The sequence below is a fragment of the Klebsiella michiganensis genome (assembly GCF_015139575.1).
In the GTDB taxonomy this organism is placed as follows: domain Bacteria; phylum Pseudomonadota; class Gammaproteobacteria; order Enterobacterales; family Enterobacteriaceae; genus Klebsiella; species Klebsiella michiganensis.
On the sequence record NZ_AP022547.1, the window covers coordinates 3,089,955 to 3,105,662 of the forward strand.

Annotated in this window: 13 protein-coding genes; 6 read left to right on the forward strand and 7 right to left on the reverse strand. The window is 59.3% G+C overall.

Annotated elements, in window-relative coordinates:
- Positions 1 to 44: 44 nt before the first annotated feature.
- The 3 genes from JLG71_RS14540 to JLG71_RS14550 form a co-directional block, all read right to left on the reverse strand.
- Positions 45 to 1,700, reverse strand: coding sequence for an ABC transporter permease (locus tag JLG71_RS14540; RefSeq protein ID WP_200913540.1), 1,656 nt, complete (start codon positions 1,698 to 1,700; stop codon positions 45 to 47).
- Between the two features lie 531 nt (positions 1,701 to 2,231).
- Positions 2,232 to 3,200, reverse strand: a complete 969-nt coding sequence (locus tag JLG71_RS14545; protein WP_200913541.1) for an ABC transporter substrate-binding protein — start codon at positions 3,198 to 3,200, stop codon at positions 2,232 to 2,234.
- Positions 3,197 to 3,901: an ABC transporter ATP-binding protein gene (locus JLG71_RS14550; RefSeq protein WP_025107867.1), complete on the reverse strand. Its 705-nt coding sequence runs from the start codon at positions 3,899 to 3,901 to the stop codon at positions 3,197 to 3,199. Before JLG71_RS14550 ends, JLG71_RS14545 begins: the two co-directional genes overlap by 4 nt.
- A gap of 210 nt (positions 3,902 to 4,111) precedes the next feature.
- Between JLG71_RS14550 and JLG71_RS14555 the strand changes: the two genes are divergently transcribed.
- On the forward strand, positions 4,112 to 4,693 hold the full coding sequence (locus JLG71_RS14555) for a flavin reductase family protein (RefSeq protein ID WP_004850682.1): 582 nt from the start codon (positions 4,112 to 4,114) through the stop codon (positions 4,691 to 4,693).
- A gap of 146 nt (positions 4,694 to 4,839) precedes the next feature.
- Here JLG71_RS14555 and JLG71_RS14560 read toward each other — a convergent pair whose 3' ends face one another.
- Entirely contained in the window at positions 4,840 to 5,661 is an 822-nt protein-coding gene (locus tag JLG71_RS14560) for a helix-turn-helix domain-containing protein (RefSeq protein WP_014229266.1), read from the reverse strand.
- 203 nt (positions 5,662 to 5,864) lie between these two features.
- Here JLG71_RS14560 and JLG71_RS14565 point away from each other — a divergent pair, with 203 nt between their 5' ends.
- The 3 genes from JLG71_RS14565 to JLG71_RS14575 are packed head-to-tail and all read left to right on the forward strand — an operon-like array spanning position 5,865 to position 10,494.
- On the forward strand, positions 5,865 to 7,436 hold the full coding sequence (locus JLG71_RS14565; RefSeq protein ID WP_116280063.1) for an alpha-L-rhamnosidase-related protein: 1,572 nt from the start codon (positions 5,865 to 5,867) through the stop codon (positions 7,434 to 7,436).
- A 26-nt stretch (positions 7,437 to 7,462) separates the two neighbouring features.
- On the forward strand, positions 7,463 to 8,845 hold the full coding sequence (locus JLG71_RS14570; RefSeq protein WP_064375832.1) for a glycoside-pentoside-hexuronide (GPH):cation symporter: 1,383 nt from the start codon (positions 7,463 to 7,465) through the stop codon (positions 8,843 to 8,845).
- A 44-nt stretch (positions 8,846 to 8,889) separates the two neighbouring features.
- Entirely contained in the window at positions 8,890 to 10,494 is a 1,605-nt protein-coding gene (locus JLG71_RS14575) for a carbohydrate porin (RefSeq protein WP_048263006.1), read from the forward strand.
- Between the two features lie 126 nt (positions 10,495 to 10,620).
- On the opposite strand, the gene pptA is transcribed toward JLG71_RS14575, so the two are convergent.
- The 3 genes from pptA to JLG71_RS14590 all read right to left on the reverse strand — a co-directional run bounded on the left by pptA (position 10,621) and on the right by JLG71_RS14590 (position 12,665).
- The gene (gene pptA, locus JLG71_RS14580; protein WP_004850668.1) at positions 10,621 to 10,848 is read right to left on the reverse strand and encodes a tautomerase PptA; all 228 of its coding nucleotides are present in this window, start codon (positions 10,846 to 10,848) and stop codon (positions 10,621 to 10,623) included.
- 69 nt (positions 10,849 to 10,917) lie between these two features.
- Positions 10,918 to 11,535: a glutathione S-transferase family protein gene (locus tag JLG71_RS14585; protein ID WP_046877306.1), complete on the reverse strand. Its 618-nt coding sequence runs from the start codon at positions 11,533 to 11,535 to the stop codon at positions 10,918 to 10,920.
- A gap of 125 nt (positions 11,536 to 11,660) precedes the next feature.
- Positions 11,661 to 12,665 (reverse strand): LacI family DNA-binding transcriptional regulator, encoded by a 1,005-nt coding sequence (locus JLG71_RS14590; protein ID WP_029946962.1) that lies wholly within the window; start codon positions 12,663 to 12,665, stop codon positions 11,661 to 11,663.
- 304 nt (positions 12,666 to 12,969) lie between these two features.
- Here JLG71_RS14590 and JLG71_RS14595 point away from each other — a divergent pair, with 304 nt between their 5' ends.
- Positions 12,970 to 14,166, forward strand: a complete 1,197-nt coding sequence (locus JLG71_RS14595) for an L-talarate/galactarate dehydratase (protein ID WP_032749191.1) — start codon at positions 12,970 to 12,972, stop codon at positions 14,164 to 14,166.
- A gap of 218 nt (positions 14,167 to 14,384) precedes the next feature.
- Positions 14,385 to 15,695 carry an MFS transporter gene (locus JLG71_RS14600; protein WP_048263002.1) on the forward strand — a complete coding sequence of 437 codons (1,311 nt, stop codon included), beginning with the start codon at positions 14,385 to 14,387 and terminating at the stop codon, positions 15,693 to 15,695.
- Positions 15,696 to 15,708: the final 13 nt, after the last annotated feature.

Below are 15,708 nucleotides of genomic sequence, written 5' to 3' on the forward strand. Positions count from 1 at the left end.
TAGCCTGTTTTTCCCGCCTGACCAGCTATTTTGTGCGATCGTATTTATCCGCGCGTGCCCCGCTGCATCAGCGCCAGCGCGCAGAGCATCAGTCCCAGACCGGTAAAGAGCGTCAGCGATGCCATTGCCATTCCCTCTCCCGCCGAGCCCTGCTCAAACTGGCGCCAGATAAACACCGAGACGGTTTGCGTCCCGGCCGGCGCAAGCAGCAACGAGGTCACCAGCTCGCGGGAGGCAACGGCGAACACCATCAGCATCGCCGCCAGCAGCGCCGGGAAGACCAGCGGCAGAACGATCAGACGCAGCGCCTGTAGGGCCGTCGCCCCATGTACCCTTGCCGCAGGCTCAAGATTATTGCCAAGCTGGCGCAGCGCGCTGCCGACGTAGCGTACCGGCCAGGGTAGCAGGAGACAACTGTAGGAGAGCAGCAGCATAAACCAGCTGTTGTAGGGGGAAAGCGGCCAGAACGGCTGATTCCACAACAGAATCAACCCGACGCCCACCACCACGCCCGGCAGCGCCGCCGGCAGCAGCGATAAGGCATCGACTATCGCGCTCCCCTTGATTTTTTGCACCACAACCAGCCAGGCGGCGAGCAGCCCCACCAGCCCAACAACCCCAGCCGAAGCCAGCGCCAGCGAAAGGCTGGTTGCCAGTGCCGACAGCGCGTCGCCCTGCTGAGCAAACAGCGCGGCAAAATGGCGAAGGGTAACGTTGTCAGCGTGGATACCGCCCGACAGCGTGCTCATCAGGCTGGTCAGCACCATCGACGCGCCCGGCATCACCACCGCCAGCCCCCCGACGCCCGCCATCACTAGCACCGCCGGAAGCGCCAGCCAGCCCAACTCCGCCCCGCTATTCTCTCCCGGCTTGCCGGTGACGCTGGTGACCTCTTTATCGCCAGTCAGCCGTTTTTGCAGCCACCAGGCCAGCAGCGCCACCGCGATCAGCAGCAGCGAAAGCAGCGACGCGCCGGGCAGATCGACAGGCCAGTCGGCGAGCTTTTTCTCAATGCCTACGGTCAGCATGACCAGCCCTGCCCGCGATCCCAGGGCCGCCGGAACGCCGTACTCTTCAATGGCCAGGGTAAACGCCAGCAGCATCCCCGCCGCCAGAGCCGGAGAAAGCATCGGCAGCGTGATGTGCCAGAACGCTCGCCAGGCGCTGGCGCCGTGCACCCGGGCGACAATCGCCAGCCGCTGACCGCTGGCCAACAGGCTGCGCGAGACGGCAAAGTAGACCACCGGAAAGATATTGAGGGTCATCACCAGCACGATCCCAATGCGGCTAAAAAGCAGATCGTTAAGATCCCAGCCGGTCAGTTGCTGGAGATAGCCATGACTTTGCAGCATCAGCATCCACGACAGCGCGGCAATATAGGGCGGCGTCAGAAACGGGATCAGAAAGAGCAGATCCCACAGCCGCGGCAGCGGGATAGTAAACAATCCCCGCAAGACGCCCAGCGGTAGACCGATAACCACGCTCATCAGCGCCACGCCGCAGGCCACCCACAGGGTACCGCCGAGCATCGTCGGCAGCTGCGGGTCGGCAATCAGCGTTGATACACCGCTAAACGCGCCGCCCAGCGAACCGGCGCTAAAGTGGGGAAAAATTGCCTGGAGGACAATAAACAGCAGCGGCAACGCCACCAGCACCAGCAGCGCCGCCAGCGTGCCCGCTGAAATAAGTCTCTGTTTCACGGTATATTCCTGGATACGATCTTACCCGGCTCGCGCTGCGCTTAGCCGGGCTACGGGTCACAGCCGTCTGCGGTCCGGTAGCCCGGACAGGCGCGCCAGCGCCGCCTCCGGGGAATGTGCCCGGGCTGATGCCCAGGCGTTGCCTCTTCCCGGCTCGCGCTACGCTTAGCCGGGCTACGAGGTCACAGCCGTCTGCGGTCCGGTAGCCCGGACAGGCGCGTCAGCGCCGCCTCCGGGGAATGTGCCCGGGCTGATGCCCTGGCGTTGCGTCTTCCCGGCTCGCGCTGCGCTTAGCCGGGCTACGGGGTCACAGCCGTCTGCGGTCCGGTAGCCCGGACAGGCGCGCCAGCGCCGCCTCCGGGGAATGTGCCCGGGCTGATGCCCAGGCGTTGCCTCTTCCCGGCTCGCGCTGCGCTTAGCCGGGCTACGGGGTCACAGCCGTCTGCGGTCCGGTAGCCCGGACAGGCGCGCCAGCGCCGCCTCCGGGGAATGTGCCCGAGCCAACTTTCGAAGCCCGGGGGAAAAGTCGGTTTACTGGGCGAAAAGCGTATTAAAGCGGGAAAGCACCGCGCTACGTTCGCTATTGCCATCGCCTGCGGTCGGCAGAATTTTCAGCTCGTTGAGCAGCGGGCGCTTCGCCGGAATATCGCTGCGGGCGGGCATAAGCCAGGCGTCGGCGACCAGCGCCTGGCCTTCCGGCGACAGCACATAATCAACGAAGGCTTTTGCGTCGTCAGCATGCTGGCTGGTTTTGAGGATCATCATCGGCCGCGGTGCAATGACCGTGCCGCTGGCCGGGAAAATCACCTTTAGCGATTCGCCCTGATGGATATTGCCGTAAGAGACATAATCAACCGCGCCGAATACCGCCGCTTTCGCCCCCTGCATCACCGGCGTTACCGCCTGGGCGTTCGGCCCGCTGACCACCATGTCATTCTTCTTTAACGCATCAAACAGCGCCCAGGCTTTATCGCCCATGCCATTCTGTAACCCGATCAGCAAATCCAGCGACGCGCCGGAAAGTGCCGGGTCCGGCGTCGTCACTTTGTCTTTGAACGCCGCTTCGGTCAGGTCGCGCCACTCTTTCGGCTCCGGGGTGCCGCTTTTGGTATTCCAGACGATCCCCAGGGCCGAAATACCCTGAGCAACGTAATCGGTGGATTTCAGGTTCGCCGGGACCTTATCGGCATTGGCGCTCTGATACGGCAGCAGCCAGCCGCGGTGATGCAAATCTTCCGCCGTATCCCACGAGGCGGAAATCAGCACATCCGCCTGCGGGTTAGCCTGCTCGGCCTCGAGACGCGCCATCACCTTACCGGTGGTGGCCTGGAAAATATTCACCTTAACGCCGGTTTTCTTCTCATAGCCGCTGGCAAGGTTTTTCGCCAGCGAGCCCGGCCCGGCGGTGTAGACGGTGAGCGCCTGGGCGCTGGAGATCGTGGTGGCGGACAACATCATCGCGAGCGCGGCTCCTTTGGTAACGGTGATAACGGTTTTCATACGGATTCCCCTGAGGTTGAAGTCACGTCGCGGACGGCGGCAATGCAGCCCGCAGATAAATGAATAATTTTGTCGGCCAGCAGTTCGGCTTCGCGACGGTCGTGGGTGACGTAGACAGCAGTGATGCCCAGCTGGCGCAGCAGGCGGCTCATTTCGAGGCACAGCGACTCGCGCAGCTCGCTGTCGAGATTGGAGAGCGGCTCATCGAACAGCAGCACGCGCGGTTCTGCGACGATGGCGCGGGCCAGCGCAACGCGCTGCTGCTGACCGCCGGAAAGACCCGACGGTTTGCGGTCGGCGAAGCCGCTGAGACCGACCATCGCCAGCGCCTCCTCGACCCGTTGCTGTCGCTGCTGACGCCCGACGCCGCGCATACGCAGCGGGAAAGCCACGTTCTGCGCCGCCGTCATGTGCGGCCACAGAGCGTAATCCTGAAAGACCATGCCGAGATCGCGCTGCTCCGGCGGCAAGCCCCAGCCGGTTTTCGCCACCAGGCGATCGCCAAAGTGAATGCTGCCGCTGGCGGGTACGGTTAATCCGGCGAGCAGGCGCAGCAGCGTGCTTTTACCGCAGCCAGAAGGCCCCAGCAGCGCAACAATGCTGCCCGCATCGATATGCAGATCAATCTGATTAAGCACGGTGTGGGCGCCGAAGGCGAAAGAAACGCCGTCGAGTTTAATGCTGGTAAGCGCGCGCATTATCGCCCTCCCGTCGGGAAAGCGAGGCTCTGCCCGCGGTCAACATCCGCCGGCGCGCGCTCACCTGAGACAAATTCAGGGGAGCTAACATATTGTTATCCTCTTTGGGACTTAGTGACGCCGACTATAGGGACCCTCGATGACGTATTGATTACATTTTCATTGCGGATTAACGTGTTGTCTGGCATCAGACCCATTTACCAAGGAACGCATATGAGCCGTTTTCGCCACGTGGAACTTCAGTACGCCAGTCGCCTGCTCAACCATGGCCCAACAATTTTGATAACCAGCTATGACGCCCACTCTCAACGCCGTAACGTCATGGCCGCCGCTTGGTCGATGCCAGTGGAGTTCGCTCCGCCGAGGCTGGCCATCGTGGTAGATAAAAGCGCCTGGACGCGGGAAATTATTGAGCGCAACGGCGCATTTGGCATCGTCGTTCCCGGCGTCGAGGCCGCCAGTTGGACCTACGCGGTCGGCAGCATCAGCGGACGCGATGAGGATAAATTTAACGCTTACGGCATCCCGGTCGTGCAAGGTCCGGAGCTGGGCTTGCCGCTGATTGAAGAGAAGTGTCTTGCATGGATGGAGTGCCGACTGCTGCCGGCAACGGCGGCTCAGGAGCAGTACGATACGCTGTTTGGCGAAGTGGTTTCCGCCGCCGCCGATGAGCGCGCGTTCGTCAGCGGACGCTGGCAGTTCGACGACGATAAGATCAATACCCTCCATCATCTCGGCACCGGCAACTTTGTTGCCAGCGGCCGCCACGTCCGCGCCAATACCCCGGAAGAATAGCCCCCGCTCGCCTCCGGGGCAATTCTTCACCACCCTGCGCGTCTCTCCCGGGGGCGGCGCACAGCGCCTTGCCCGGGCTACCGGACCGCAGACCGCTGAGGGCGCGTAGCCCGGACAGATGCGCAGCATCGCCTCCGGGAGGTGAGCTAGCGCAGCAAACGCCGCCGGTCTTCGCTGGGCGTCAGGCCAAAGACCTTTTTATATAAGGTGGTAAAGTGGTTGCTGTTGGCAAAACCGCATAAATAAGCCACTTCGGTAATCGTCATATCGGTCTCGCGTAATTTGACGCGCGCCGAAACTAAGCGCAGACGCTTTAAATAATTATCCGGCGTCAATCCCGTCGCCTCTTTAATATGGCGAAAAGCGGTCCGCGTGGTCAGGTGGAATTTCTCCGCCAGCTGCGGCCAGTTATGTTCTTCAAAACAGTGCTCCTGTAGCCAGGTCAGCAATTTATGCAGCTTATATTTGGTGGTGCTATATTCGGCTTCGGTTTCCGCATGCAGAATCGTCGTCACCAGCTGGAAAAAGGCGGCTTCGCGCAGGGCAATATTTTGCCCCCGCCGCAGCTCGGCAGAAAATATTTTATCTACCAGTTCCTTGCAGATATGGCGGGTATCCGGCGCCAGCCAGCCGTAGCAGGAAGCCTTTCGTGCGGAGAACGTCTGCAATAAGGTGTCGAGAGGCTGTAAATAATGAAATTCTACCAGTGGGTTAATTAATACGTTAATTAACTTAAGCGTTCCCAGCTCATCATAATAGTGAACATCGCCCGGCTGAACGTAAAAAACGTCGCCCTGCTGTATATATAATGGCCGGCCATTAATAACGTGTAAGCCGTGTCCTTCTTCAACGATCACCAGTTCAGCAAACTCGTGACTATGTTCATGGCTATTATCTTCCGGATCGCTGGCGTACATTCCCAGCTTATCCTGCGGATGGGTGAAATAATACTCAACGGTTAGCATCATCGATCGGGTCCAAAACGGCATACGGCGCAGGGGCAAGATAATGCATTTAACCGGCCGCCACGAGCAAGATTTATGGAATTGTGATCGGCGACCCGCTCATCTCATTATCAGTGCCATTTTGCCAGATGCATTGGCATTGCCAGAGTGGTTGCCGCGGGCGGCGGCGTCTTATGCTGCGGACAAATCAACACAGAGGACGCAGTATGTCACAGGCAATTCAGCATAATTCTCAGGTCATGATGACCCGCCACCCGAAATTTTTACGTACCGCCGAGGCGCTCCGGCCCGCGCTGAGTCGTCAGGCACACCCGCCGATCGCGGTAGTCGAAGCCCACGCCGACGCCGCGGCGCTCTTCGGCTGGCGAGCCGAGCCGGTGAGCACCCTGGCCGCGTTTTACCAGCGCGAGTTGAGCAGCGGCGATAGCGTCATTATTGATTTTGGCAGCCACTACGTTGGCTACCTGCATTTTCTCTGCCAGAGCGCCGGGAGTCCGCCGGACGCTCCGGCCCATCTGCAGTTGACCTTCGGCGAAACGCTGAGCGAAGTGTGCGAACCGTTCAGCGACTATCAGGGCTGGCTCAGCAGTAGCTGGCTGCAGCAGCAGGATCTGTGGCTTGATGTCCTGCCCGCCGAAATTGACCTGCCGCGCCGCTACTGCTTCCGCTATCTGAAGGTGGAGGTCAAAGCCGTTTCGCGCAAGTTTCGCCTGCAGTTCACGCAGGTTGAGGTTAACGCGGTCACCTCGGCCAGCGGCGCATGCCCGGCGGCGACAACCTCCGACCCGCAGCTCCGGGCCATCGATAACGTTGCCGTGCTGACCCTGCAAAACTGCATGCAGGAAGTGTTTGAAGATGGCCCCAAACGCGACCGCCGCCTGTGGCTCGGCGATTTACGTCTGCAGGCGCTGGTCAACGATGTCACCTTCGCACGCCACGCTCTGGTGCGCCGCTGCCTGTACCTTTTTGCCGGGCATACTCGCGAGGACGGCATGGTATCGGCCAACGTGTTCGTGCAGCCGGATGTCATTGCGGACGATACCTTTCTTTTTGATTATTCATTGTTTTTTGTCGACGTCCTCTACAACTATCTGCAAAGCGCGGAGGATATGGCCACGGCCCGCGAGCTGTGGCCCACGGCGCGTCGTCAGGTAGAACTGGCGCTGACCCGCTGCGACGCCTCCGGCGTTGTGCGCGATAGCGACGACTGGTGGGTGTTTATCGACTGGCAGGCGTCGCTGAATAAACAGGCGGCGGCGCAGGGGGTACTGATTTACTGCCTGCAGCGCGCTATCTGGCTGGCGGAGCGTTTCGAACCTGAACAGGCCGCAAGCTATCGCCAACGTTTACAGCAGCTCAAAGCGGCGGCCCTCGATGCGTTATGGGACCCGCAGCAGGGCTTTTACGTCAGCGGCGCCCGGCGGCAGGTCTCCTGGGCATCGCAAATCTGGCTGGTGCTGGCGGAAGTCGGCACGCCGCAGCAGCGCCGGGAGATCATGCGCAACCTGGAGAAAAATCCCCCCGCGGTCGCCATGAACACACCCTACCTGCGTCATCACTATATCGCCGCCCTTCTGCAGTGCGGGCTGCGCGACGAGGCAATTGCGCAGATCAAAGCCTACTGGGGAGCCATGGTCGACTACGGCGCCGATACCTTCTGGGAAATCTTCGACCCGGCGCATCCTGATTTTTCCCCTTATGGCAGCAAACTGATAAACAGTTATTGCCATGCGTGGAGCTGCACCCCGGCCTGGTTTATTCGCCAGTACGGACTTTAACAACAACGATAAGCGAGTGTATTTTTATGGCAGAAACAACCTTTACCCTGTGGCGGCAGCGCCTTGGCTATGGCATCGCCGACCTCTCCTGCAACCTCGTGTGGCAGATGATCTCTCTTTATCTGATGTTCTTTTACACCGACGTGATGGGCCTGCCCGCCTATTACGTTGGCCTGATGTTTCTCGTGACGCGTCTGGTGGATGGCGTTGCCGACGTGCTGATGGGGCTGGTTATCGACAATACCGCCACCCGCTGGGGACGCTGTCGTCCGTATCTGCTTATTGGCGCGATCCCTTTCGGATTGCTGTGTATTCTGGCCTTCTACGTGCCGGATTTCGGCACCATCGGTAAGCTGATCTACGCTTTTGTCACCTATCTGTGCCTGTCGTTTCTCTATACCATCGTCAACATTCCGTTCTGCGCCATGCTGCCATTTCTGACGAACGACTCGCGGGAACGCACCACGCTGTCGGCGGTGCGTATTCTGCTCGGTTCGCTCGGCGCGACCATCGTCGCGGTCGCCACTCTGCCGCTGGTTGGCGCGCTGGGGAAAGGCAATCAGCAGCACGGCTTCTTCTACACGGCGGTGGTTTTCGGCGTTATTGCCACCTTCTTCCTGCTGGTGAGCTTCCGGAACGTTAAGGAAAATATCAGCATTACGCAGGAGCGCATGACCTTAAAACGCGCCTGGGTCAGCCTGCGCGCCAACCGGCCGTGGTTCGTCTTCGCCATCAATATTTTCCTGATGTGGGGCGCGTTTTTCTTCCAGACCGGGGCGCTGGTCTACTTTTTCCATTATTACGTCGGCAATAACGATCTCACGGCGATCGTCGCCGGGATCTCTACCTTCGTGCCTCTGCTGGGTACCCTCACCGTGCCGCTGCTCGCCAGCCGGATGAAAAAGCGCCACGTTTATCTGGTCGCCAGCGCGATCAACCTGGTCGGCATGGGCATGATGATGGCGGCAGGCGTTAACAGCTGGGGCCTGATTGCCGGTGCGGTGGTGCTATCGCTTGGCGCCGGACAGCGCACGGCAATTTACTTCTCCATGCAGGCCGATCCGGTGGATTACGGGGTGTGGAAAACCGGCATCAATACCGCCGGCATCTTAACCTCTATCAACGGCTTTCTTGGCAAAGTGGCTATGGCGGGCGCGGGCGCTATTACCGGGGTACTGCTCTCATCCGGCGGCTATATCGCCAATCAGGCCCAAAGCGACGGCGCGATGCTGGCGATAAAAGCCTGCTACCTCTATATCCCGGCGCTGCTGATTGTCGCCTCAATGCTGTGGATTGGCCGCTTCTATCGCCTCGACGACCAGTATGAACAGATCCGCGCCGACCTTGATGCCGGACGCCGCGCGCCGTCGGACACATCTTCAGTCGCCGGAGAAAACCACGCCCTGTAAGGCGCAGCACACCCTTCATACCTCTGAAAAAAATAAGGATTAATATGCGTATCTCTTTGATTAGCGCGGCGGTTTGCTGCGCCCTTTTTTCGGCTTACGGCGCAAATGCGGCTCCGCTCACCGTCGAACAACGGCTGGCGCTGCTGGAGGCCCGGCTTAATCATGCGGAGCAGGAGGCCGGAGAGGCTAAACGTCGGGCGCAGCAGGCGGAGCTGCGCACCAGCGCGGCAGAACAGCGTGCGGCGGCGGCGGAAAAACAGGTGCAGACGTTAAGCCAGCGCACCGATGCCACGGAGCAAAAGCAGCAGGCTGCCGACAAACAGCTGGCGAAAACCCGCCTTACCGACGGCTTTGAATTTAACGCCTACGCCCGCTCCGGAATGCTGGTCAACAGCCACGGCAAAGGCGCGCGCGGCGGCCCGGGGATCTCGCCGGCCAGTTCGCTCAACGGTGACGCCCACGTTGGCCGTCTCGGTAATGAGAAAGATAACTACGTGGAGCTCAGCTTCGGCAAAAAAATGACCTTCAGCGACGGGTCGTGGGCGCACTTTAAAACCATGCTTGCCGACGGCGCGACCAACCCGGATCCGTGGGTGCAGGATAACGACAGCCACCATCTGAACGTGCGCCAGCTGTACGTCGAGATGGGTAATTTCGCCGATTTTTCCGGGCCGTTCAGGAGCGCCTCCATCTGGGCGGGCAAGCGTTTCGACCGCGATAACTTCGATATCCACTTTACCGATAGCGATATTATGTTCCTCGGCGGTACAGGCGGCGGGATCAATGACGTCAACTGGAACAGTACGCTGCGCGGCGATTACTCGGTCTATGCGCGCAGCTTTGGCGATCTGGGCAGCGATAACTATCAGGATAACGATATACAAAACCTGATGTTTACCGCCAACCACTTCTGGAACAACTGGCAGCTGATGACCACGGCGATGACCGCCCAGGGTAACGATGACCTGAAAGATACGACGTCGACGACCGGCAGCTACGCCCTGCGCAGCGATAATACGGCGAAAAACGGCTACTACGCGATGCTGGCGTATCACGACAAGCAGCGGTTTTATGGCCTGGCGCCGGGCGTATCGGAGAGCGCCCTGCAGTACGGCGGCGGGCTGGGCGCCGAAGCGCGGCAGCCGGGCAGCGACGGCGATCTTACCGAAAACGCCAAATCTCTGCGCTTTGCGTCATACGGTATTTTGCCGCTGGGGAAAAACTGGCAGCTTGCGCCATCGGTTATCGCCCAGCATAGCGAAGACCGCTATCGCGACGGGGACCGCTACGATTGGGCAACCTTCAACCTGCGGGTTTCCCAGGGGATCACCCGCAACTTCGCCCTGCTGTACGAGGCGTCCTGGCAATATATGGACCTGAATCCCAACGGCCGAACCTATCGCTACGACAGCGGCGTGCATCAATACCAGGCGGTGAGCGGCGATTTTTACAAGCTGACCTTCGCCCCGACGTTTAAAGTGGGCGATGTATTGGATATTAAAGCGCGGCCGGAGATACGTTTCTTTGTTACGTGGATGAACTGGGATAAAGATCTGGATCGCTACGCGATCAACGATGATTTCGGCAGTAAAGGCTTTACCGCCGGGGGAAACTGGAACTTCGGCGTGCAGACGGAGATTTGGTTCTAATACAGCAGCCCACGCGCTTCTTCCCGGGGGCGGCGCAGAGCGCCTGCCCGGGCTACCGGACCGCAGATCGCCGGGAACGCGTAGCCCGGACAGATGCGCAGCATCGCCTCCGGGAAAGAAACCGGGTTACATGCTATAGCCCGGTTTCTTAATCAACTGTTCCATCTGCGGGGCGATTTCGCTGTCCCACACCTGCTGCCAGTCGCTCGGCTCAACCTGCTTCAGGGCCACGCTCACTGAACTCTCTTTGCTGTTGAGGTGGCGAATCAACACCTCGGTAATATCGGCGGCCAGCGCCGCTTTTTGTTCATCATTCAGGTCGCGGGGAAAACATTTAATATCAACGTGCGGCATAGCAGGCTCCTTTATTGTCTGGACGATAAAACTAGCATAACCCGCGTCATGCGGATCGCTTTTTGTACTTTAAATCAGCTCGTTGCGGCGCAGAACGGCTTCGAGTTTGGGATGTCGATACACCGCATCCGCCACGGCGACGAATTTTGGCGTCTGCGCCGCAAACCACTCCCGGCGCGGGCCCCAGGCGCACATCGCCGCAATATAGCAGTCCAGCAGGGTTATTTCCGTCCCCAGCGCATACGGCGCGGCGGCAAGCTGCTCCTCCAGCCACAGATAGAGCGATTTGCGATAGCTGATGCAGCTTTCCCGCAGCTGGTCTGGCGCATCGGCGGCCCAGCGCTCCGGGTAATCCGCAAAGGTAAAGGTGGGATAGACGTTCGCCACCAGCCAGATGAGCAGACGCTGAAAGGCATGCCGCTGCGGCGATCCCGGCGCCGGAGCCAGATCCGGTCGAACGTCGAGGATCATCAGGGCAATCGCCGCGGTTTCGGTCATCACGCTGCCATCTGCAAGCGTCAGGGTCGGCACCTGACACAGCGGGTTGATCTTTTTGAGGCGGTCGCGCTGCGGGCCCGGCTGGTCAAAGCCCTCAACGTTAACAAAATGGTACGGGATATCGGCCAGCGTCAGCATCAGTTCGCTAATTGTTGAGCCCCAGCCGGGTACGCCATAGACGGTGATCATATTCTGCGCCCTCGATGAATTTGCCGCTCAGGAACAGAGCGGCGACGGGTTTAGCAATTTTGCAGTATAGATTTGATTACGCCATGCCGCTATTGAGGCCCCCTCGCACATGCGAAACGGCAGAGCTACGCCGACTCGCGCGCCACCAGGTGAAAGCCGATATCAATAATCGCTTCCCCTTCTTCTCCGCCTTCTATGCGGTCGGCAAGCAGCGTGGCCGCCTGCTCGCCGATGGCATGACGGTCGACGCTGACGGTGGTGATGGCCGGACGGTTGCTGGCGGCGAAGTCCAGATCGCCAAAACCGATCACCGCCAGATCCTGCGGCACGCGCAGCCCCCGGCTTTCGGCTTCCATAATCGCCCCCTGGGCAAGGGTATCGGAGCTGCAGACGATAACGTCAAACTCGCCGCCGGCGAGCAGCTCGGCCAGCCCGCGACGCCCCAGCGCCAGCGATGCCGGAAGCGGCACCTCGACCTGCGGCGCATCGTCAATGCCGTTTTTGGCCAGCCGGGCGCGGAGCCCCTGCTTTCGCAACGTCGCGCGCGCATCGCCAGCCCACAGCAGACCCGGGCGGCGGTAGCCTTTTTCCAGTAGGTACTCGCCAATGGTTTCGCCGACTTTTTCATGCGAAAAACCGACCAGCATATCCAGCGGCGTCGGGGTGAGATCCCAGATTTCCACCACCGGCGTGGCGGCGTTGAGGATCGTCTTCTTCAACGCCGGGGCGTGCTGAATGCCGGTCAATACCACGCCATCCGGACGTCGGGAGAGTAAGGTTGCTACCAGCTCGGCTTCGGTCTGTCGGCTGTAGCCCGCCACGCACAGCAGCATATGGTAGCCGCGCGCCGCCAGGGTATCGCTCAGCGCCTGGATGGTATCGACAAACATATTGTTATTGATTTGCGGCACCACCACGGCCACCAGCTTGCTGCGCCTGGAGGCCAGGCCGCCGGCCAGCGCGTTAGGGATATAGCCCGTTGCCTGCACCGCCTGCATCACTTTCTCGACCGTTTTTGGCCTCACCAGCTGCGGCGTATTCAGCGCCCGGCTGACCGTCATCGACGACAATCCGGCGCTACGGGCTACGTCATCCAGCGTCGGCGCGCGCGTCGGTTTTCTGCTTTTCACGACTAAGCCCCTGTGTTGAGTCGTTTTCTGTGGGCATTATTGATGATGGCCCGCGCAATTGCCAGCGCTCACCTCGACATCCTCAATAGAATCAAATACCTGAAACACAAAATGTTATCGCTATCATTTTGATTTGTGATTTTTCACAAACATTTTTGGATCGTGACCTGAGCTGCATAATTTTACCCTTTATAAGCGCTAATTGTGATCGTTTGTACAAATTAAAATCACTGTCGTAGCGCCAGGACAATTTCAGGATTAAAAATGTTAGCGCAAACATTTTATCACTAAAAAGGAACTGACTATGACCTCGAGCGCTAATTCCGAGTCCGTGACCTACGCCAAAGCTTCCGGCGTCAAAACCGCCGCTGAAACCGGCGACCGCATTGAACACGTCAAACTGTCGCTGGCCTTTCTGCCGCTGGCGACCCCCGTTAGCGATGCAAAGGTTCTGACCGGTCGGCAAAAACCGCTTACCGAAGTAGCGATCGTTATCGCGGAAATCCGCTCCCGGGACGGCTTTGAAGGCGTTGGCTTCAGCTATTCCAAGCGTGCGGGCGGCCAGGGCATTTACGCCCACGCCAAAGAGATCGCCGATAATCTGCTCGGCGAAGACCCGAACGATATCGACAAGATCTACACCAAACTGCTGTGGGCCGGCGCATCCGTTGGCCGCAGCGGTATGGCGGTACAGGCCATCTCCCCTCTTGATATTGCGCTGTGGGATATGAAAGCCAAACGCGCCGGACTACCGCTGGCGAAACTGCTCGGCGCGCACCGCGATTCCGTTCAGTGCTACAACACCTCCGGCGGCTTTCTGCATACGCCGCTGGATCAGGTGTTAAAAAACGTGGCTATCTCCCGTGAGAACGGGATTGGCGGGATTAAGCTGAAGGTCGGTCAGCCGAATACCGCCGAAGATATTCGTCGCCTGACGGCGGTGCGTGAGGTGCTGGGCGATGACTTCCCGCTGATGGTGGACGCCAACCAGCAGTGGGATCGCGAAACCGCCATCCGCATGGGGCGCAAAATGGAGCAGTTCAATCTGGTCTGGATTGAAGAGCCTCTTGACGCCTACGATGTAGAAGGCCACGCGCAGCTCGCCGCCGCGCTGGATACGCCGATTGCCACCGGCGAGATGCTGACCAGCTTCCGCGAACATGAGCAGCTTATCCTCGGCAACGCCAGCGACTTTGTCCAGCCGGATGCGCCGCGCGTCGGCGGGATCTCCCCGTTCCTGAAGATTATGGATCTGGCGGCGAAGCACGGTCGCAAGCTGGCCCCGCACTTTGCGATGGAGGTACACCTGCATCTTGCCGCCGCCTACCCGCTCGAGCCGTGGCTGGAGCACTTCGAGTGGCTGAACCCGCTGTTTAACGAACAGCTGGAGCTGCGCGACGGGCGGATGTGGGTTTCCGAACGCCACGGTCTGGGCTTTACCCTGAGCGAACAGGCCCGCCGCTGGACCCAGCAAAGCTGCGAGTTTGGTAAACGCCCTTAACCGAATTCCCCGGATGGCGGCACAAGGGCTACAGGCCCCTTAACCCGGGCAAGGCGCGCCAAGCGCCGCCCCAGGGAGAATATCGCGTTTTCCCGGAGGCGATGCGGCGCATCTGTCCAGGCTACCGGTCCGCAGATGACTGAAAACCTGTAGCCCTGCCGGGGAAATACCTCTTATTGACTGTACCCACAATAAACAACCCTGCAAAGGAGTTGAATATGACTACCCCCTTAAAACGCAGCAACGTGCGTTACGGCATATTACTGTTTTTATTTCTGGCTACCGTATTTAATTATGCCGACCGGGCAACGCTGTCCGTCGTCGCGCCTATTATGAGCAAAGAGCTAGGCTTTGATCCCGAGGCGATGGGGCTGGCCTTTTCAGTTTTTGGTATCTCCTACGTCATTATGCAAATACCCGGCGGCTGGCTGCTGGATAAATATGGTTCGCGGCTGGTCTACGGCTGCGCGCTGATTGGCTGGTCGATCGTCACCATGTTTCAGGGAACGATCTATCTGTTCGCCAGCCCATTGATCGTACTGGTGATTCTGCGCCTGATGATGGGCGCGATTGAAGCCCCCGCCTTCCCCGCTAACAGCCGTCTCAGCGTACAGTGGTTTCCCAATAAAGAGCGCGGATTCGTCACCTCGGTCTATCAGGCCGCGCAGTATATTTCCCTGGGAATTATTACGCCGCTAATGACGATTATTCTGCATAATTTAAGCTGGCACTACGTATTTTATTATATTGGCGCTATCGGCGTGGTGCTGGGAATATTCTGGCTGGTAAAAGTAAGAGATCCCTCTCATCATCCAAAAATTAACCAACAGGAGCTCGACTATATTCGCGAAGGCGGCGGCGAGCCGGAATTAGGGACGAAAAAAACGCAGCAGAAATTAACCCTCGCGCAGATTAAAAGCGTCTGCGTTAATCGCATGATGATCGGCGTGTATATCGGCCAGTTCTGCGTAACGTCCATTACCTGGTTCTTCCTGACGTGGTTTCCCACCTATCTCTACCAGGCCAAAGGTATGTCGATCCTCAAGGTCGGTTTTGTCGCCAGTATCCCGGCCATTGCCGGATTTATCGGCGGACTGCTCGGTGGGGTATTCTCAGACTGGCTGCTCAAACGCGGCTACAGCCTGACGACCGCCCGCAAGCTGCCGGTGATCTGCGGCATGCTGCTCTCCTGCGTGATTGTCGTCGCCAACTACACCACCTCGGAAGTGGTGGTGATCGCCGCCATGAGCCTGGCCTTCTTTGCTAAAGGTTTCGGTAACCTCGGCTGGTGCGTGCTGAGCGACACCTCGCCGAAGGAAATGCTGGGAATTGCCGGCGGGGTGTTCAACATGTGCGGCAACCTGGCGAGTATTATCACGCCGCTGGTTATCGGCGTGATCCTCGCTAATACCCACTCCTTTGATTACGCCATCCTGTACGTCGGTTCCATGGGCGTGCTGGGCCTGTTCTCCTATCTGTTTATCGTCGGGCCGCTGGATCGTTTGACGCTAACCCCTCGCGCCGCCTGATTTAAAACCCTGG

Excerpts from the sequence above, each read along its gene's own strand:
- JLG71_RS14565 (WP_116280063.1), top strand. The coding sequence starts at position 5,865 with ATGTCACAGGCAATTCAGCATAATTCTCAGGTCATGATGACCCGCCAC.
- JLG71_RS14570 (WP_064375832.1), top strand. The coding sequence starts at position 7,463 with ATGGCAGAAACAACCTTTACCCTGTGGCGGCAGCGCCTTGGCTATGGC.
- JLG71_RS14595 (WP_032749191.1), top strand. The coding sequence starts at position 12,970 with ATGACCTCGAGCGCTAATTCCGAGTCCGTGACCTACGCCAAAGCTTCC.
- JLG71_RS14585 (WP_046877306.1), bottom strand. The coding sequence starts at position 11,535 with ATGATCACCGTCTATGGCGTACCCGGCTGGGGCTCAACAATTAGCGAA.
- JLG71_RS14560 (WP_014229266.1), bottom strand. The coding sequence starts at position 5,661 with ATGATGCTAACCGTTGAGTATTATTTCACCCATCCGCAGGATAAGCTG.
- JLG71_RS14600 (WP_048263002.1), top strand. The coding sequence starts at position 14,385 with ATGACTACCCCCTTAAAACGCAGCAACGTGCGTTACGGCATATTACTG.
- pptA (WP_004850668.1), bottom strand. The coding sequence starts at position 10,848 with ATGCCGCACGTTGATATTAAATGTTTTCCCCGCGACCTGAATGATGAA.
- JLG71_RS14555 (WP_004850682.1), top strand. The coding sequence starts at position 4,112 with ATGAGCCGTTTTCGCCACGTGGAACTTCAGTACGCCAGTCGCCTGCTC.
- JLG71_RS14545 (WP_200913541.1), bottom strand. The coding sequence starts at position 3,200 with ATGAAAACCGTTATCACCGTTACCAAAGGAGCCGCGCTCGCGATGATG.
- JLG71_RS14575 (WP_048263006.1), top strand. The coding sequence starts at position 8,890 with ATGCGTATCTCTTTGATTAGCGCGGCGGTTTGCTGCGCCCTTTTTTCG.